Source organism: Pseudomonas sp. V88_4 (assembly GCF_029967985.1).
GTDB classification, from domain to species: domain Bacteria; phylum Pseudomonadota; class Gammaproteobacteria; order Pseudomonadales; family Pseudomonadaceae; genus Aquipseudomonas; species Aquipseudomonas glycinae.
Genome location: NZ_JASCAF010000027.1, coordinates 42198 through 59593, shown reverse-complemented (window position 1 = coordinate 59593; position 17396 = coordinate 42198). Strand labels below are relative to the sequence as shown.

The 17396-nt window shown below is 62.0% G+C and carries 16 protein-coding genes; 7 read left to right on the top strand and 9 right to left on the bottom strand.

The genetic code is table 11. The features are described 5' to 3' along the window. Nucleotides 1-72 precede the first annotated feature (72 nt). A complete protein-coding gene (locus tag QLG12_RS07525) occupies nucleotides 73-996 on the bottom strand; it encodes a LysR family transcriptional regulator (protein ID WP_197870874.1) in 924 nt (307 codons plus the stop codon). 209 nt (nucleotides 997-1205) lie between these two features. On the opposite strand from QLG12_RS07525, the gene QLG12_RS07520 reads away from it, so the two are divergent. Further along, entirely contained in the window at nucleotides 1206-1607 is a 402-nt protein-coding gene (locus tag QLG12_RS07520; RefSeq protein WP_197870872.1) for a helix-turn-helix transcriptional regulator, read from the top strand. 7 nt (nucleotides 1608-1614) lie between these two features. Here the strand turns inward: QLG12_RS07520 and QLG12_RS07515 are convergent, their stop codons facing one another. Then, nucleotides 1615-2184, bottom strand: coding sequence for a flavodoxin family protein (locus QLG12_RS07515; protein ID WP_064378889.1), 570 nt, complete (start codon nucleotides 2182-2184; stop codon nucleotides 1615-1617). A gap of 333 nt (nucleotides 2185-2517) precedes the next feature. Between QLG12_RS07515 and QLG12_RS07510 the strand changes: the two genes are divergently transcribed. Further along, nucleotides 2518-5304: a winged helix-turn-helix domain-containing protein gene (locus tag QLG12_RS07510; RefSeq protein WP_236195327.1), complete on the top strand. Its 2787-nt coding sequence runs from the start codon at nucleotides 2518-2520 to the stop codon at nucleotides 5302-5304. Here QLG12_RS07510 and QLG12_RS07505 read toward each other — a convergent pair. Then, nucleotides 5266-6738 carry a winged helix-turn-helix domain-containing protein gene (locus QLG12_RS07505; protein ID WP_282474240.1) on the bottom strand — a complete coding sequence of 491 codons (1473 nt, stop codon included), beginning with the start codon at nucleotides 6736-6738 and terminating at the stop codon, nucleotides 5266-5268. The two genes, QLG12_RS07510 and QLG12_RS07505, sit on opposite strands and share 39 nt — an antisense overlap. 90 nt (nucleotides 6739-6828) lie before the next feature. Continuing rightward, entirely contained in the window at nucleotides 6829-7779 is a 951-nt protein-coding gene (locus QLG12_RS07500) for a GlxA family transcriptional regulator (protein ID WP_282474239.1), read from the bottom strand. 211 nt (nucleotides 7780-7990) lie between these two features. Here QLG12_RS07500 and QLG12_RS07495 point away from each other — a divergent pair, with 211 nt between their 5' ends. Beyond that, nucleotides 7991-8713: a pirin family protein gene (locus tag QLG12_RS07495; protein WP_085689135.1), complete on the top strand. Its 723-nt coding sequence runs from the start codon at nucleotides 7991-7993 to the stop codon at nucleotides 8711-8713. 66 nt (nucleotides 8714-8779) lie between these two features. Here QLG12_RS07495 and QLG12_RS07490 read toward each other — a convergent pair whose 3' ends face one another. Then, entirely contained in the window at nucleotides 8780-9655 is an 876-nt protein-coding gene (locus QLG12_RS07490; protein ID WP_197870864.1) for a LysR family transcriptional regulator, read from the bottom strand. Between the two features lie 112 nt (nucleotides 9656-9767). On the opposite strand from QLG12_RS07490, the gene QLG12_RS07485 reads away from it, so the two are divergent. The 4 genes from QLG12_RS07485 (at nucleotide 9768) to QLG12_RS07470 (ending at nucleotide 13680) form a co-directional block, all read left to right on the top strand. Continuing rightward, entirely contained in the window at nucleotides 9768-10988 is a 1221-nt protein-coding gene (locus QLG12_RS07485) for a YbfB/YjiJ family MFS transporter (protein ID WP_197870862.1), read from the top strand. 63 nt (nucleotides 10989-11051) lie between these two features. After that, a complete protein-coding gene (locus tag QLG12_RS07480; RefSeq protein WP_197870860.1) occupies nucleotides 11052-12050 on the top strand; it encodes an NAD(P)H-quinone oxidoreductase in 999 nt (332 codons plus the stop codon). A 112-nt stretch (nucleotides 12051-12162) separates the two neighbouring features. Further along, on the top strand, nucleotides 12163-13107 hold the full coding sequence (locus tag QLG12_RS07475; protein ID WP_011333401.1) for an alpha/beta fold hydrolase: 945 nt from the start codon (nucleotides 12163-12165) through the stop codon (nucleotides 13105-13107). Nucleotides 13108-13266: 159 nt separating this feature from the next. Then, nucleotides 13267-13680 carry a VOC family protein gene (locus QLG12_RS07470; protein ID WP_197870858.1) on the top strand — a complete coding sequence of 138 codons (414 nt, stop codon included), beginning with the start codon at nucleotides 13267-13269 and terminating at the stop codon, nucleotides 13678-13680. Between the two features lie 57 nt (nucleotides 13681-13737). On the opposite strand, the gene QLG12_RS07465 is transcribed toward QLG12_RS07470, so the two are convergent. The 4 genes from QLG12_RS07465 to QLG12_RS07450 form a co-directional block, all read right to left on the bottom strand. Beyond that, the gene (locus QLG12_RS07465) at nucleotides 13738-14067 is read right to left on the bottom strand and encodes a hypothetical protein (protein WP_064378879.1); all 330 of its coding nucleotides are present in this window, start codon (nucleotides 14065-14067) and stop codon (nucleotides 13738-13740) included. 74 nt (nucleotides 14068-14141) lie between these two features. Then, a complete protein-coding gene (gene rtcA, locus QLG12_RS07460; RefSeq protein WP_282474238.1) occupies nucleotides 14142-15173 on the bottom strand; it encodes an RNA 3'-terminal phosphate cyclase in 1032 nt (343 codons plus the stop codon). Nucleotides 15174-15181: 8 nt separating this feature from the next. Beyond that, on the bottom strand, nucleotides 15182-15970 hold the full coding sequence (locus tag QLG12_RS07455; RefSeq protein ID WP_282474237.1) for a nucleotidyltransferase domain-containing protein: 789 nt from the start codon (nucleotides 15968-15970) through the stop codon (nucleotides 15182-15184). Between the two features lie 39 nt (nucleotides 15971-16009). Next, on the bottom strand, nucleotides 16010-17236 hold the full coding sequence (locus QLG12_RS07450) for an RtcB family protein (RefSeq protein ID WP_282474236.1): 1227 nt from the start codon (nucleotides 17234-17236) through the stop codon (nucleotides 16010-16012). Between the last annotated feature and the right edge of the window lie 160 nt (nucleotides 17237-17396).

Genomic DNA, 17396 nt, shown 5'->3' with positions numbered 1-17396 from the left:
AGATAGGGGTTAGAGAGATTGCGCTACTGTCAGAACTTACAGGTGGAGCGATATTCCGGACAAACGGCGCGCTTACACCGCCGGAATATCCAGCGTCACCGACATGAACTGACTGATCCGCGAACGCAGCCATTTCTCCGCCGGGTCGTTGTCATGCACCCCGCTCCACGCCATCGACAGTTGCGCCGCATCGATCGGAAACGGCGGATCTTCGGCCCGCAACGCACACCCCTCGACCAACGCACATGCGGCGTAATCCGGTACGGTGGCGATCATCTCGGTACCCGCGAGCAAGGCGCGCAAACCGCTGAACTGCGGAACCCCAAGCACCACACGGCGGCTGCGACCAACCTTGGCCAGGTCCACGTCGATGTTGCCGCTCAGATCACCCGAGAACGACACCATCGCATGGGGCCGCTCGCAGTATTCGTCGAGGGTCAGCGGGCCCGGACGATTGTCGCCACGCAGGACCTTGCAGGGAATGTCGCGCAGTTTCTTGCGCTTGGCGTTGGCCGGCAGATCGGTGGTGTAACTCACGCCGACGGAGATTTCCCCCGATGCCAGCAACCCCGGCATCAGCAGGTAATTGGCGCGACGTACCACCACGACAATCCCCGGCGCCTCTTCCTGCAACTGGCGCAGCAGCGGCGGGAACAGACCGAATTCGGCATCGTCCGACAAGCCGATGCGGAACACGTCGCAACTGGTCGCCGGATCGAATTCCTTGGCCCGGCTGACCGCGCCGGAAATCACGTCCATCGCCGGTTGCAGCTCCTGGAGAATCGCCAGCGCCCGCGCCGTCGGCTCCATGCCCCGGCCATTGCGCAGCAACAGCGGATCATCGAACAGATCGCGCAGACGCCCCAGCGCCGCGCTCACCGCCGGTTGGCCCATGAACAGTTTTTCGGCGACGCGGGTCAGGTTCTTTTCGAACATCAGCGCTTCGAAAATCACCAGCAGGTTCATGTCGACGCGGCGCAGATCGTTACGGTTCATGGGCGTGTTTTCCTTATTGGCCAGGCGCAAGTGCTACGCACTTTACTTGATCGACGGCCATTGGAAACCGACTTTGGTGGTGGAATTAACAACGTTTAACTCGTCAGCACCCGCCCCTCGCCAAACAATGAACCCCTCTGCGCAGCGTTGTTTTTTTGATCTGAGGGAAAGCGCTGACCGTGCGTTCCCCACCGACACGGACCTTGGCCATGGCTCACTCACAGCAAACCGTCGCCCTCGCCCCTGCCAGCGAACACCGCAAGACCAGCACCGGCGGCCTCAGCCCGCAACGGGAACGGCTGGTGAAACAGCTGATTCTCGAACGCCTCGGCGACAGCCTTGAAGTCACCGAACTGGCCAACGCCTGCGCACTCTCGCGCAGCCATTTTTCCCGGGCGTTCAAATGCAGCACAGGGTACTCGCCGCAAGACTGGATCCGCACCCAGCGCATTGCCCGGGCCAAGCAGTTGATCCAGCACACCAACCACAGCCTCACGCAGATCAGCCTGGAATGCGGCTTCTGCGATCAGGCGCACTTCTGCCACATCTTCACCCGCAGCGAAGGGATCAATCCGTTTGCGTGGCGTTGTCAGGTCATGAAAAACCGCTGAGGCGGTTTTACCCTCGAGCCATCCGCTGGGCCAGTCGCGCCACCCGCTCGCCCAGGTGCGCGGCGGTCTGTTGGTCTTCCAGCGGCGGCGCCTGCTCGGGCGGTTGCTCGACACAGGACTGGGACATGGCGCCGAGGGAGCTGCCGAGGCGATTCAATTGCCCGTCGAAAACACCTGCGCACGCACGCGCCGGCAACAGATCGAGCCCGACCCAGATCATCGAATGCTGGGCCGCAAACACCGCCATTTGCAGCAAGGTATTGAGCTTGTCGCCGCACAGGCTGCCGGAATTGGTGAAGCCCGCCGCGAGTTTGTCGCGCCACGGCCGGGCGAGGTAGAACGAGGCCGTGGCCTCCATGAATTGCTTGAACGCCGCCGAAGCGCTGCCCATGTAGGTCGGCGCACCGAAGATGATGGCGTCGGCGCGGTGCAGGTCATCCCAGTGGGCTTCCACGTCTTCTACCGCCAGCAACAGGCAGGTGCTGCCCATGTGGCGCTCTACACCTTGGGCCACAGCCTGGGCAATGACGCGGGTGTGCCCGTAGCCACTGTGATAAACCACTACTACCTTGCTCATCGCAGCGTCCTCCGGACGTATGCATTCCATTGCCGTGGAGTTTTGGCTCTGAAGCCGGCGCGGACGAGTTAATCGTTGTTAATTTTCCCCGGCTATCGGGTAAAACGGCACGGGTTCCGGCCTTTGAATACAGTGGTGACGGTACTGGATGCCGAGTGATGCAAAGGACCGAGTCCTTCGCGAAAGTTGCGCTGGCGTCAAATCCTGAGGAATATGCTCGGATACTGCGGATCAGACGGCTTGCGTGCCCCTCAAACCTCTATTCGCCCTGCCCGTCACGGATTCTTCACCCTGACGGATCAGGATCATAAAAAGCGTCGAAGGAGTGAGCGGTTGAGTCTTTCCCCGAATCAGGCCATCGGTTTCGGCCCCTATCGGATCCACCCCGGCCAGCGGCTGGTGCTTGAAGGCGACCAGCCTTTGCGCCTGGGCCGGCGCGCCATGGACATTCTGCTGATCCTGCTGGCCCATGCCGGCGAGGTCGTGAGCAAGCAACAGTTGATCGCCGGAGTCTGGCCGGACAGCGTGGTGGAGGACATCAATCTGCGGGTGCACATGGCCGCGCTGCGCAAGGCCCTCGGCGACGGTCAGGCCGGGCAGCGCTACATCGTCACGGTGGCGCAGCGCGGATACAGTTTCGTCGCGCCGGTCGTGCTGCAATCGATTGAACAACGTCCCGCCACCGCCAACCTCGGCCGGCATAACCTGCCGCTGCGCCGCACTCGGATGATCGGTCGCCAGTCGGTGGTCGACAGCCTGATGACGCAACTGCCGCGTCAGCGCTGCATCACCCTGGTCGGCCCCGGCGGCATCGGCAAGACCACCGTGGCCCTGCGCGTCGCCGAGCAACTGATCGGCCGTTATCGCGACGGTATTCGTCTGCTGGATCTGGCCCCGCTCAAACATCCGGGCTCGATCTGCTCGCACCTCGCCGCCCTGCTGGACCTTTCGCTGCACGACAGTGAACCGATGGCCTGCCTGATCAACAGCCTGCGCGAGCGGCAGATGCTGCTGGTGATCGATAACTGCGAGCACTTGATCGACGCCGTGGCGATGCTGAGTGAAAACATTCTGCGCGGCGCACCGCAGGTGCACATTCTGGCCACCAGCCGCGAAAGCCTGCGTGCCGAGGGCGAGTATGTGCAGCGCCTGGAATCCCTCGACTGCCCGCCGCCGATTGCGGTGCTGGATCGCGATCAGGCGATGGAATTCTCCGCGCTGCAATTGTTCGTCGAACGGGCGATGGCGGCCCACGAACATTTTGAGCCGGGAAACGCTGATCTGCCCTTGATCATCGACATCTGTCGGCGACTGGACGGCATCCCGCTGGCACTGGAACTGGCCGCTGCGCAGGTGGCGGGCCTCGGGCTGGAGGGTTTGCTGAGTCAACTCCAGGGACGCTTGCCGGCGGGCAATCAGACTCGTCTGGGTCGGCATGAAACCCTGCGCGCTACGCTGGACTGGAGCTTCAACCTGCTCAACAGCTGCGAACAGACCGGTCTGCGCCGACTGGGGGTGTTTCGTGGTGCGTTCACGCTGGAGTCCGCGGCGGCGGTCATCGTCGGTCAGCACATCGAGCCGAACGAAGTCTTCGCTTCGATCACGCAACTGGTCGCCAAGTCGCTGCTCAACGTCGAGGTTGGCGATGAAGAAGTGTTCTATCGCCTGCTCGACACCACTCGCCGCTATGCGCTGGAAAAACTCGACCAGGCCGCCGAACTCGGCGAAACCCGCGAACGCCATGCCGAACGCAGCCTGGCGCTGATGTATCAGGCCCAGGCCGATTGGGAGAACACGGCGACTGAAGTCTGGATCGAGCGTTACGCCCGTGGCCTTGAAGACTTGCGGGCGGCGCTTGAGTGGACGCTGAATGACGAAGGCTCGCGCGCGCTCGGCGTTCGACTGACGGCGACCTCGGCGCCGTTGTGGCAGGAACTGTCCTTGCTCAAGGAGTACGGCGTTCATGTGCGCCGGGCACTGGCGCTGCTGGCTTCATCCGACGAGCCCTGCCCGCGACTGGAAATCGCCTTGAAACTGGCCCTGGGCAGCGCCTGTTACCACACCTGGGGCGGCACGCCGGAAACCATCGAGGCCTTCGTCAGCGCCCGGCTGCTGGCACAACAGCACGACGACATGGCCGGTCAGTTGCGCGCCGTGTCGGGGCACATGGCGGTCAATCTCAGTTGCGGGCATTACCGGATGGCGCTGGAGCAGAGCGAGCAATTCGAAAGCCTCGGAGTGCACGGCGATGCGCAGCTGTCCCTGAGTACCCACCGCTTGCGGGTGCTCGCGCTGCATTACGCCGGCGATCAGCACCAGGCGCGAATCCACGCCGAGCAAGTCATTCAGCGCATGGCCCACAGTGGCCATCTCAACCGTTTCACTCACGGTTTCGGCGTGCAATACGACCAGAGCGTTGCTTCGCTGACCGTCCTTGCCCGTGTGCTATGGCTGCAAGGTTTCCCCGAGCAAGCCTGGCGTACAGCACGGCAGGCGCTGGACATCGCGGTGCAGATCAATCACGGCACCTCGATCTGCTACACCCTGGCACTCGCTTCGTGCCTGATCGCCCATTACAACGGAGATACACAGAACGCCCGCGCGCTGCTGCAACTGTTGCTCGAACAGGCGCAGAAGCATTCGGTGCTGCTGTTCTACACGTGGGCGCGGCACTACGCGCAGGTGATCGACGCCGACAAATCCCCCGCCATCCCGCCCGCCGACAGCGGTCTGGTCAGGGAAATCATGGTCACGCTGGATCCAGGCTTCGTTGACGATGCCCTGCTTGAACGAGCACAAAGCGGCGCGGCCGGCTGGAGTACTGCGGAGATTTTTCGGGCCAGGGCCGAGCGATTGCTGGCCGCTGAATCGCCCTGTCATCACACGGTCGAAAGCGCCTTGCAGCAAGCGCTCGAGATTGCCCGGACCCAAGGTGCCCTGGCCTGGGAGTTGCGCAGCGCGACTTCGCTGGCGCAGCTGTGGCAGCGCCAGTCGCGTTATCGTGAGGCTATCGAATTGCTGACGCCGGTCTACCAGCGCTTCACCGAAGGCTATGCCACCCCGGACTTGCGCAAAGTGCGCTTACTGCTCGACGAACTGCGCGGTCAGTCGGCCGCTTGAGACGGGTCGGGTACGGCCCAGGTAACGCGCGTGCCGACGCTCGACATCATTGAGTTCGCCGCCCTGCTCCAGCTGTTCGCGGGCATAGCGGCGCGTGGTGTTGAGCATTCGGTAGCGCAGTGCTCCGCCGGACCGGTCCGTTGTCAGCAGCGATTTGGCCGCTAACTGTTCGACCACGCCCACCAGCGTCGAGGGCGGCAGTTGTGCGCAACTGATCACGCCGATGGCGGCATCCAGGGTGAATGCCATCTTGAACACCGACAAGCGTTGCAGCACGCGCTGTTCCTGCTCGCTCAAGCGCTCATAACTCCAGTCCAGCGCAGCCTTCATTGACTGGTGGCGCGGCACGGCGGTGCGGCGACCGTGACTCAGGACTTGCAGGCCTTGGTCCAGTTGGGTCTGAAGGCCGACCAGCGCCAGCGCATCGATCTGCGCGGCTGCCAACTCGATCGCCAGCGGCAGACCGTCGAGCCGTCGACAGATATCGCGCACCGTTTCCAGAGCCTGCTCACGCAGACTGAAGCCGTGTTGACGGGCGCGGGCACGACTGACAAACAGCTGCACCGCCGAATAGCCCATGACCTCGGCGACACTGTTGAGGGCCGAAGCTTTGGGAAGGGTCAGGGGCGGCAGTGGCTGCAGGACTTCCAGAGCGAGACGCAACGGCTCGCGGCTGGTGGCCAGGATCGACAGACGGGGCGCAGCATCAAGCAATGTTTGCAGCAGGCTCCGGCAGGCCTGGTGCAGGTGATCGCAGTTGTCCAGCACCAGCAAGGCATGGCGCGCTGCCAGAGTGGGGAAGTCGAGGTCGAGGGTTTTCAGCACGTGATCGAGGAGCGGGATGTTTTCATCGATCAGCGACAGATCCACCTGCCACACGCCGTCACGAAAATGTTGCAGCAGCAGTTCCGCTGCGCGCAGCGCCACGGTGCTTTTGCCGACACCGGCAGGTCCCGTCACCGTCAGCAGCCGGGACAACGGCAGTTGCCGCACCAGACCGCCGACCAGTGAATCGCGCCCGGTGACCGGCGTCAGTCGTGCAGGCAAATTGTGCTGGGGCGCTTGCAGGTTTTCGAACACCACTTGGGTGACGCTGTCGCCCTGCACCGGAGCCACGAAGCTGTACCCGCGTTGCGGCACATTGACGATGTAGCGCTGACCGTTTTCACCATCACCGAGGGCCCGGCGCAGCGCGGCGATGTGCACCCGCAGGTTGATCTCCTCGACCACCGAGGTCGGCCACACCAGCGCGATCAATTGTTCTTTGCTGACCACCTGGCCGGCGCGCTCGACCAGCACTTGCAGAATGTCCAGCGCACGACCGCCCATGCGCAATTGCCGATCCCCTTCGAGGATCAGCCGTTGGCGCAAATGGAAGGCGTACGGCCCGAAACGCAGGGCCGACGCCGAGTTCAATTCGTTGAGGCTGTTCATGTCCGTTATCTTCGCAGGCCTCGATGACGGTACAACCACCACGCGGGGTCCAGCACGGACATCCGGATGCCCGTAACGGACAGAACCGCTCTAGCTGAACTGTTCGCGATATTGCGTCGGAGTCAGCCCGAGCTTTTCGCCGAACAGAAAACGCATGTGCCGCACACTGCCGAAACCGCTTTTGTAGGCCACGGTTTTCAGCGGCAGATCGCTGGTTTCCAACAGATTTCGCGCGCAATCGATGCGCGCACTTTGCAGGAATTCCATGGGCGTCATGTTGACCTCGCGGGCGAACACCCGGGCGAAGTGCCGTGCACTCATGTTGGCAAGACTTGCCATGCGCTCGACGGTAAAAGCTTCCTCCAGGTGTTCCAGCACATGGTTTTGCACCCGGGTGATCGGGGTTTCCTGGGGCGCCACTGCCGCCATCAACGGGCTGAACTGCGCTTGCCCGCCCTGACGTTTCATGACAACCAGCAGCACCTTGGCCACGTCCTGCGCAATCTTTTTGCCATGATCGCGAGCGACCACCGCCAACGCCATATCGATCCCGGCGGTGACACCTCCGGAGGTGATCAGGTTGCGATCTTCAATAAAAATCTGATCGGTGGCGACGTTTGCCTTCGGAAAGCGCTTGATCAAGCGTTCGGTGTAATTCCAGTGAGTGGTCACACGATAGCCGTCGATCAGTCCGGCATGGCCCAGCACGAAGGCGCCGGTACAGATCGAGCCATATTGCCCGGCGCGCGTGACCGCGCCTTGCAGCCAGGCGAGCAACGGCGGGTGTTTTTCGTTGTAGGCGCCAGGGCCGCCCGGCACCAGCAGCAAGTCGTAGCGCTCATCGGCTTGATCAATGTGCCGATCGGTGTGCACGAGCACGCCATTGGACGCACGCAACGGCCCGCGCTCGGTGCCCAGGGTGGTCAGGTGATAGTGGGATTGCGGTTTCAGGTAGCGGTTGGCAACCGAAAAAACTTCCAGCGGCCCGGCCATGTCGAGCAGCAGAAAATCGGGAAACAGCACCATGGCCACGGTCTTCATGGGGGTATCACCAAAATCCATGCAAAGTCATAAGTTTGCGCATTATGGCCGGAACAGGCGAAACCGTTGGAAAAGAATGCGTGATCCAGCCCACACAACTGTCAACCATAAAGGGACAGTATTTCAATTTTCATCTACTTATTGCATCGCAGGGTAACCAGTAACCTTCTCCTCACTCGGACGAATCAACGTCCTGAAAGGAGATTTCATCATGCTGACCCTTCGTAAAGCTTCCGACCGTGGTCTGGCCAATCATGGCTGGTTGAAGTCGTTCCACACCTTTTCCTTCGCCAGCTACCGTGACCCGCGTGAACAGGGTTTCTCCGACCTGCTGGTAATCAACGATGACCGCGTCGCCGCCGGCAAGGGCTTCGGCCAGCACCCGCACCGTGACATGGAGATTTTCTCCTATGTGCTCGAAGGTGCGCTGGAACACAAGGACACCCTCGGCACCGGTTCGGTGATCCGCCCCGGCGATGTGCAACTGATGAGCGCCGGCAGCGGCGTGGCCCACAGCGAGTTCAACCACTCGGCGACCAAGCCGGTGCACTTCCTGCAGATCTGGATCGTGCCGGACGTCAGCGGCGCCAAACCGCGCTACCAGCAAGAGCACTTCAGCGAACAGAAAAAACGCGGTCGCCTGCAACTGATCATTTCGCCCGAAGGCAGCCACGGCTCGTTGAAAGTACGGCAGGATGCACGGGTGTATGCCGGGCTGTTCGATGGCGAAGAAAGCGCCACCCTCAAACTGCCTGCCAACCGCTATGCCTATGTGCACGTTGCTCGCGGCAGCGTTGAACTGAACGGCGTGCAGTTGAAGGAAGGCGACGGCGTTCGGGTTCGTGAAGAACAGGCACTGACCCTGAGCAATGGCCAGGATGCCGAAGTCCTGGTGTTTGATCTGCGCCCGCAGGAATTGCCGGAAATGCCATGAGGCGCAGGTTTCGGCGCCCACAAAAAACGGCCTTCACTGAAGGCCGTTTTTTTATTGGCAGAACAACTACTCGTTTTCCAGCACAAACGCTTCGACAATGTGTTCGATCACCGCCCTGACCCGCGCGGTGTGGCGCAAATCCGCATGGGTCACCAGCCACACTTCATAAGGCAACGGCCGCGTGCGCTCCGGCCACAGCCTGACCAGACCATCACGCTCGCCCATGTAGACCGGGATTTCTCCTACACCCAGACCGGCGGCAATCGAGCGTCGCACCAGCAGACTGGAACTCAGACCGGCGACGATCCGCCCGCGAGTCATGGGCTCGGACACCAGGATCAGATCCTTGTTGCCCTGCAGATACGGCTCGTAGACCACCAGATCGTGGCCCTCGAACGCACTGCCCGGTGCCGGTACGCCGTGGCTGTCGACATAGGCCTGCGAGGCAAACAGCCCCACCGGCCAACGCGCGATGCGCCGGGCGATCAGGTCCGGATTGTCCGGACGGGTATTGCGCACGGCGATGTCCGCTTCGCGTTTGGCCAGGCTGAGGATCTGTGTGGAGGCGTCCAGTTGCACGCGCACGTCCGGATGCTGTTCGTGCAACTGCGCCATCGCCGGGATCAGGAAATCGATGGCCAGCGAATCGGTGGTGCTGACCCGCACGCTGCCGGTCAGGCGATCGTCCAGGCCCTGGATACGCCGCTCCAGCTCCAGCGCCGAATGCTCCATTTTTTCCACCGACTTGAGCGCCGCTTCGCCGACTGCCGTCAGTGCATAGCCCTCGGAGGTGCGCAGGAACAAGGTTGCGCCCAGCGACTTTTCCAGTGCCGTGATGCGGCGCCCGACTGTCGCCTGATCCACGCCCAGTACACGGGCGGCCCCGCGCAACGTCGACTCGCGACAGACCGCAAGAAATACCCGTGCGTCATCCCAGTTCATACCGTTCTCCATTGATGCATAAACGCATCACAAGCACGCAAACTCGCTGCATTAACGCAGCAACGATAGCCGATATGCTGGGCGCCATAAACCTTTCCACAGGATTGCCGTCATGCGCACTTCAACTGCTTCGCCCGAACATCCGGACACGAGTGTCTGGCTGGCGATCTTCGCCGGACTCTGCGCCAGCCTGGTCAGCATCGGTCTGGCGCGTTTCGCCTACACACCGCTGATCCCTTCGCTGATTCAGGCGCAGTGGTTTTCCGCCCATGATGTGGTCTATCTCGGCGCGGCCAATCTGGTCGGTTACCTGATCGGCGCCCTCCTCGGCCGTCCGCTGGCACGCCGGCTTACCCAGAGAAACGCTCTGCGCCTGATGATGCTGGCGGTGACCGTGGCGTTTTTTGCCTGTGCGTACCCGGTATCGGTGAGCTGGTATTTCGGCTGGCGCCTGCTGTCCGGAATCGCGGGCGGCGCGATCATGGTGCTGGTGGCCGCGACCGTACTGCCCCATGTGCCCGCCGCACGCAAAGGTCTGGCCAGTGGCGCGATTTTCCTCGGCATCGGTCTGGGCATCGCCGGCTCGGGCACGATCGTTCCGCTGCTGCTGGGTCTGGGTCTGCAAGCGACCTGGCTGGGCTTGGGCGCTCTGTCGCTCGCGCTGACGGCATTGAGCTGGTTCGGCTGGCCCTCGGAGCTGCCCCACGCAATCACCACCACCGCTCAAGTGGAGCGGGTCGAGCCGACACCGCCTGCTGTTTATCTGCTGTTTGCCCAGTACGCATTCATGGCTGCCGGGCTGGTACCGGCCATGGTCTTTCTGGTGGATTACGTCGCCCGTGGACTGGGCGCCGGGGCACACGTCGGCGCGCTGATCTGGGTCATGTACGGTCTGGGCGCCATCGTCGGCCCGGTAAGTTATGGCTTTCTCGCTGATCATCTCGGCGCGCGGACCGGCATTCGTCTGGTGCTGGTGGTGCAGGCGATCACCCTGGGTTTGCTGGCGGTTTCGCATTCGTTCATGGCGTTGGCCCTGCTGGCGGTGGTCCTCGGTTCCTTTCCACCAGGCATTGTGCCGCTGGCCTTGGCCCGAGTGCATGAACTGGTGCCGGATCACCATCGCCAACAGGTGGCGTGGAGCCGGGCCACAGTGTCGTTCGCCACGTTTCAAGCGCTGGCCGGGTTCGCCTATTCGGCGCTGTTCAACGTCACGGGCGGACAGCATGTGTTGCTCTTCGTGATAGCCGGCGGCGCCATCTTGATCGCTCTGATACTTGAGTTCGCCATGAGACTGCTGCCTTCTTCTGCCGCACTGCGTTGCTGTGTCCATTGACGGGAATCATTGCGCCCTGTCTGCGTTCCCATCTACTGATCACTTTTTCAAGAGGAATCGAAAATGACGTTGCCCACTGAAATGACCCGCATCGAAATCACCGAACCGGGTGGGCCCGAGGTTCTGCAATCCCGACGCGTGCCGCTGCCGGTCGCCGCAGAAGGCGAAGTTCTGATCCGCGTGCACGCCGCCGGCGTCAATCGCCCGGACGCCCTGCAACGCGCCGGCAAATACCCGATGAAGCCCGGCATGAATCCGATTCCGGGCCTTGAAGTGGCCGGCGAGGTCGTGGCGATCGGCGGCGGTGTCAGCACATTCGCGGTCGGTGACCGGGTCTGCGCGCTGACCAATGGCGGAGGTTACGCCGAGTACTGCGCGGTTCCGGCGGGCCAGACTCTGCCAATTCCCGACGGGCTCGACTGGATTCAGGCAGCGGCCATTCCGGAAACCTTCTTCACGGTATGGGCCAACCTGTTTGGCCTCGGCGGCGCGAGCCGTGGTCAGCGCGCCTTGATCCACGGCGGCACCAGCGGCATCGGCACCACCGCGCTCATGCTGTGCCGCGAGTTTGGCATTGAAGCTTTCGCCACCGCCGGTAGCGCCGACAAATGCGCGGCGATCCGTAACCTTGGCGGCGACGCGATCAACTACCGGGAACAGGAGTTCGCGGCGGTCATCGCCGAGAAAACCGCCGGCCAGGGCGTGAATGTGATCCTAGACATCATGGGCGGCTCGTACCTCAACGGGAACATCAGCGCATTGGGCATGGATGGGCGGTTGGTAATGATCGGCTTCCTCGGTGGCGCGCGGGCCAATGACATCGATCTGCTGGCGATCCTCGGCAAACGTGCGGTGGTCACCGGTTCCCTGCTTCGCGCACGTACCTCGGCGGAAAAGGCCGCCATCGCCGATCAATTGCGCGAACACGTCTGGCCGGCGCTGGCCGCCGGACGCTGCCTGCCGATCATCGACAAGGTCTACCCGCTCGCCGACGCAGCCAAGGCCCATGCGCACATGGAAGCGGGCGACCACATCGGCAAGATCGTGCTGAAGATCGACTGAGCCGTCGCAGCATTTTGTAATCGTTGCGGGTGGGCGGCGGTCGAAAATGTCACGCGCGTGTCCAGGCTTCTGGTAAAAAGCGTTCTTTGTCCACGCGGTGGTGAAACGTTTAATGTTCCTGGCCTTCATGACCCGAGTTCGACGCCGCCGTCTGGCGTTCGCCTGCATGGCCGCCCTGATCGTCGGCGTGCCGGCGAGTTGTGCCGTGCTGGAACACACAGAGCGCAAGCTGCTGTTTCGCATCGAACCGGGCACCGCCGGCTGGTATCACGGTTTGCCCGGCAGCGTGCAGGAACTCGACCTGCAACCGAAAAGCTTCAAGGCCGGGCAAAACATTCACGCCTGGTGGTGGCCGGCAGAGCGCGCCGATGCACCGGCCATTCTCTACCTGCATGGCGTACGCTGGAATCTGACAGGGCAACTCTTTCGTATCGAACAATTGCGCGCAGCAGGGTATTCGGTACTGGCCATCGACTATCGCGGCTTCGGTCAGAGCCGTGGCGACCTGCCGTCGGAGAGCACGGTGTACGAGGATGCGCGGGTGGCCTGGGAACGCTTCCAGCTGTTGCAGCCCGACCCGAACAAACGCCTGATCTACGGGCACTCGCTGGGCGGCGCGGTCGCCATCGACCTGGCCGCCGAACTCGGTCGCGACGCCACCAGAAACCACACCCCACTGCCGGTGCGCGGACTGGTTATCGAATCCACGTTTACCTCATTGGCGGATGTTGCGGCAGCCGTGGCCAACACCTCCCTTCCAGTCCGCTGGTTGCTGTCGCAGAAATTCGATTCCATCGACAAGATCGCCGAGATCCACATGCCGTTGCTGGTGGTGCACGGACTGGCCGACGCATTCGTGCCATCACGCTTCAGCGAACAACTGTTCGCCGCCGCCCGGCAGCCGAAACGCCTGTTGCTGGTGCCCGGCGCAACGCACAACAACAGCATGGCGCTGGGCGGACAGAACTATCGCAAGGCGATCGATGCGCTGATGCAAACCCGACCTGCCGCCAGGGTGGCGGGCGCTGCGGTGCAGAAGAACCCGCGCGACTCCTGACGCCCCTCCCCGCCGACCATCGGTCACCCCGAAGGGAAATTCTTGCAGCATCGGCTGGCAATCCGGCGATCTAACGCTTTGCTGGATGGAGTCAATCCATGACGCTGCTTCTGCACACCCGGCCGCGTAGCGTTCCACTGCCTATTCGGGAGCACCACCATGAAAATCAACCCGTACCTGATCTTCAACGGCGACTGCCGCGCGGCCTTCACGTTTTACGAGCAATGCCTGCAAGGCAAGCTCGAAGCGATGATGACCTTCGGCGAAACGCCAGCCGCTGAACATGTACCCAAAGAGCACCACAACCTGATCATCCACACTTGCCTGAAAGTCGGCGATCAGATGCTCATGGCTTCGGACACCACGCCCGACCGCCCGACCCAAGGCATGAGCGGTTGCTCGATTTCGCTGAATGTCGACAGCATCGCCGAGGCCGAACGGGTGTTTAACGCCTTGGCCAGTGACGGTCGCATCGACATGCCGCTGGAAGCCACCTTCTGGGCTGCGCGCTTCGGCATGCTGGTGGACCGCTTTGGCGTGTCGTGGATGGTCAATTGCGAAAGTGACAAGTGACGCTGTCATTCCACCGGACATGAAAAAGCCCGACCTCTTCAGGTCGGGCTTTTGCGTTCAACGCTGGGCCAGCTCGTGCCGTACGCACTGCTCATAGTAGGTCTGCTTGACGGCCGCCGGCTTCAGCCGCGACGCGCTGTCATAGGTCTGTTCGGTGATGCCCATGGCGGTCATGCGCATCCACGGTTGCTGAAACTTGCGCGCCTGCAAGCGCTTGCGCGCGCCATACAGGGAAATCCCTGACAGCTTCGATTGTTGCGCGCCGGCGGCGATGTCCGAACCCCAGGTACACGCGAAACGATGACTCTTGCTCAGTTCCCTGGCCTGGGCCTCCACCGCGAACAGAGCGAGGGAAAGCGTTGCTACGGTGATGACAATCGTCCGCATATAGCCCACCTAACCTTTTGAAAAAAGGCGAGTTTGCCGGGACTTGAAACACTCGGGGGCCAGCAGTTTGCCGCCTATTGCTCCCGGGCGCGGACTTCAACCTTCAATCGGTCTGTGCCTTCTTCCCGGCACTGGATGACGATCGGGACAAAACGCTGGATGACCGAGATATTGCTGTGCAAATGCTCGGTCATCCTGGGCGTGCTAAAGGATCCACCTCCGGCCAGCACCATCGGCAACAGCAACTGGTCTGCCAGATGCTCTGCCACCGCCGCACCGCTGTGCAACCAATCGGTCGCCTGATTGATCGCGGCGTCCGCCACCTTCTCCGAACGCAGTGAAGCCTGACCGAAAGCGCTGAAAACCTCCGTGACGTGTTCAAACGCATATTCCAGCAGCAACACGTTGCCCGGGCCACAGGCCGGATCAAGGATGACGGTGTTCAATTCTGTTGAAGCCATGTTCAATCGACGCGCCACCCGGTCGAGCTCGCGCCCACCGACACTTGGCGCCAGCCCGGCCGTCAGCGCGAACGCCTGTCGCGAGAGCGGCAGGCCGCGCTCACACAAGTGCAGTGCTGACAGTTTCGATGGTTGCACCCTGACGTCGATTTCACCGCCACCCGCCGGTACAAACCCGTGGCGCAGCAACGTCAGTTCAACCTCCGCGCCCATGCGTCGCAGCAGCGGTAACCAGCTGAGGCTGAGAAAATCGGTCGGTGGCGCCAGCGGATTATGCGTGCCGCCGCTGATCCGCACGCGGCTGGCTTGCGGCGCCAGCAACAAGGCGGGCATCAAGGTCTGCAACACCAGGGTGCAACTGCCGGCGGTGCCAATGGCAAAGCGATAATCGCCGCCACGGATCGGCCCTGGCTCGAAGCTCAATGTCTGCGAGCCCAGTTCAGCCCCCTGGACCTTCGCACCGCAGACCTGCGCCGCCGCCATCACGGCGGTCAGGTGCTGGCGCAGCAGGCCCGGACGACTGCGCCGGGCCCGAATCCGCTCAATGCAAAACGCCTGACCCGTCACCATCGACAGACTCAATGCACTGCGCAACACCTGGCCACCGCCGATCGCGCCGTCCAGTTCAATCACGTCCTGTTTCATTTTTTTCCTTAGGCGTACAAACCAACGGTTTCCCGCAGGTATCGATCGAGCTGCCGAGAATCCTCCCGGGTTCTGGGCAATGCCGGCACCGCACGCTCAAGTTCCGCCTCGATGAACGCTTGCAGCGCCGGACGACGAGGACCGTAGGCGCTCTCATCGGCATTGCGCTTGAGCGCGAGCAGTTCATCAACTTCATCGAGCAAGGCTCGGTCATCGACGGTACTCAGCAGATCGCTGAACGTCATCGGCGGCCGGCCTCGCCCCTGATCGATCCAGCGCACCGCCAGCAGCGGCCGCAGTACGTAAAAGTACTTTTTGAACCGCACGCTTTCGCCTTGCAGATAACCACGGAAGTTCTTCTTCGCCATCGACAGATAATGATTGCGCGCGGCTGGCGGGCTGTAGAACGCCTCGGCCAGTGCCCGCAGTTGCGAAACCGCTGCAGTCTCGCTGCGATAAACCAGCGGTGAGTCGAGCCATTCGAGCAAGGTCGGATTGGATTTGCGCAACAACCCGAGGGTCTTGCGCAGCTCCCAACCACTGACATCCAGCTCGTCATCCAGCGGGCGCTCGATCACATCACTTGGTGCATCGACCTGGACGAACCACTCCGGTTTCTCCACATAAACGAAGCGCACATCGTAATCACTGTCCGGCGAGGCAAAACCCCAGGCACGGCTGCCCGACTCACAGGCATACAGCACCGTGACATTGCGTTCGCGCTCTATGCGCGTCAGTTCTTCCAGTACCCGGGCACGCATGGTGTTGCACAGCGGGTGACGTTCTTCGAATTTCATGTCCTTTAATCCTTGTTCCGGCGTGCCTTGCGGCACGCGTTATCCCTTGACGCACACTACCTGACGCAGGGTGTGCAGCACTTCAACCAGCTCACGCTGGGCGTGCATGACTTTGTCGATGTCCTTGTAGGCCATCGGAATTTCATCGATCACCGCAGCGTCCTTGCGGCATTCAACGTGTGCGGTGGCGCGGATCTGGTCTTCGACGGTGAAGGTGTTTTTGGCCTTGGTTCGGCTCATGGTCCGACCGGCACCGTGGCTGCAGGAGCAAAACGATTCTTCGTTGCCCAGACCGCGCACGATGAAACTCTTGGCGCCCATCGAACCGGGAATGATCCCCAACTCGCCCTTCTTCGCTGACACCGCGCCTTTGCGGGTGACCAGAATGTCCTCACCGAAATGCCGCTCTTTCTGCACGTAGTTGTGGTGGCAGTTCACTGCCTCCAGCGCCACTTCAAACGGTTTGCGGATAATCTGCCGCGTGGCCTGAATCACCGCTTGCATCATCAGCGCACGGTTCTGTTTGGCGAAATCCTGGGCCCAGCCCACGGCTTCGACGTAATCGTCGAAATGCCGACTGCCTTCTTCGAAGTACGCCAGGTCACGATCCGGCAGATTGGCGATGTGCTGTCGCATATCCGCCTGGGCCATCTGGATGAACAGGTTGCCGATGGCGTTGCCGACACCGCGCGAGCCGCTGTGCAGCATGAACCAGACCCGATTGGCCTCATCCAGGCACACTTCGATGAAATGATTACCGCTGCCCAGTGTTCCGAGATGCCCGCGGTTGTTGGTGTTGGCCAGTTTCGGGTACTTGTCCGTGATCGCCTTGAACCGTGGATTCAGCGCCGCCCAGGCCTGATCCGCCTGCTGCGGAATCTCGTCCCAGGCGCCTTTGTCGCGGCCCGAGCGGGTCGAACTGCGGCCATGGGGCACCGCTTGTTCGATGGCACTGCGCAGACCATACAGGTTGTCCGGCAGATCGGCCGCCGTCAGCGAGGTTCGCGCGGCAATCATGCCGCAACCGATGTCCACCCCGACCGCAGCCGGGATGATTGCGCCGACCGTGGGAATCACGCTGCCGATGGTCGAGCCCTTGCCCAGATGGACGTCCGGCATCACTGCCAGATGCTTGAAGATGAAGGGCATCTTCGCGGTGTTCATCAACTGCTCACGCGCTTCGCTTTCCACCGGGACGCCTTCGGTCCAGAGTTTGATCGGTTTGCCGTTGGCGACTTCCAGCAGTTGGTAAGTGTGTTCTTTCATCATCTCGATTCTTCAGGTAGTGCCACCGGCATTCGCCGGCAGCTTCTAAAAAGGTGGCACGACAAAGGTTGATGACTGTTGCGCGTTGCCGCGCACCGGGGTTAACCGGCCTCAGATGTACAGCCATCGGCATTCGTGCCGTCACGCGCACTGACAAGGG

Bases quoted from the DNA above. Each gene is read 5' to 3' on its own strand.
- QLG12_RS07525 (WP_197870874.1), bottom strand. From the start codon at position 996: ATGAACCGTAACGATCTGCGCCGCGTCGACATGAACCTGCTGGTGATT.
- QLG12_RS07520 (WP_197870872.1), top strand. From the start codon at position 1,206: ATGGCTCACTCACAGCAAACCGTCGCCCTCGCCCCTGCCAGCGAACAC.
- QLG12_RS07515 (WP_064378889.1), bottom strand. From the start codon at position 2,184: ATGAGCAAGGTAGTAGTGGTTTATCACAGTGGCTACGGGCACACCCGC.
- QLG12_RS07505 (WP_282474240.1), bottom strand. From the start codon at position 6,738: ATGAACAGCCTCAACGAATTGAACTCGGCGTCGGCCCTGCGTTTCGGG.
- QLG12_RS07500 (WP_282474239.1), bottom strand. From the start codon at position 7,779: ATGAAGACCGTGGCCATGGTGCTGTTTCCCGATTTTCTGCTGCTCGAC.
- QLG12_RS07495 (WP_085689135.1), top strand. From the start codon at position 7,991: ATGCTGACCCTTCGTAAAGCTTCCGACCGTGGTCTGGCCAATCATGGC.
- QLG12_RS07490 (WP_197870864.1), bottom strand. From the start codon at position 9,655: ATGAACTGGGATGACGCACGGGTATTTCTTGCGGTCTGTCGCGAGTCG.
- QLG12_RS07485 (WP_197870862.1), top strand. From the start codon at position 9,768: ATGCGCACTTCAACTGCTTCGCCCGAACATCCGGACACGAGTGTCTGG.
- QLG12_RS07480 (WP_197870860.1), top strand. From the start codon at position 11,052: ATGACGTTGCCCACTGAAATGACCCGCATCGAAATCACCGAACCGGGT.
- QLG12_RS07475 (WP_011333401.1), top strand. From the start codon at position 12,163: ATGTTCCTGGCCTTCATGACCCGAGTTCGACGCCGCCGTCTGGCGTTC.
- QLG12_RS07470 (WP_197870858.1), top strand. From the start codon at position 13,267: ATGAAAATCAACCCGTACCTGATCTTCAACGGCGACTGCCGCGCGGCC.
- QLG12_RS07465 (WP_064378879.1), bottom strand. From the start codon at position 14,067: ATGCGGACGATTGTCATCACCGTAGCAACGCTTTCCCTCGCTCTGTTC.
- rtcA (WP_282474238.1), bottom strand. From the start codon at position 15,173: ATGAAACAGGACGTGATTGAACTGGACGGCGCGATCGGCGGTGGCCAG.
- QLG12_RS07455 (WP_282474237.1), bottom strand. From the start codon at position 15,970: ATGAAATTCGAAGAACGTCACCCGCTGTGCAACACCATGCGTGCCCGG.
- QLG12_RS07450 (WP_282474236.1), bottom strand. From the start codon at position 17,236: ATGAAAGAACACACTTACCAACTGCTGGAAGTCGCCAACGGCAAACCG.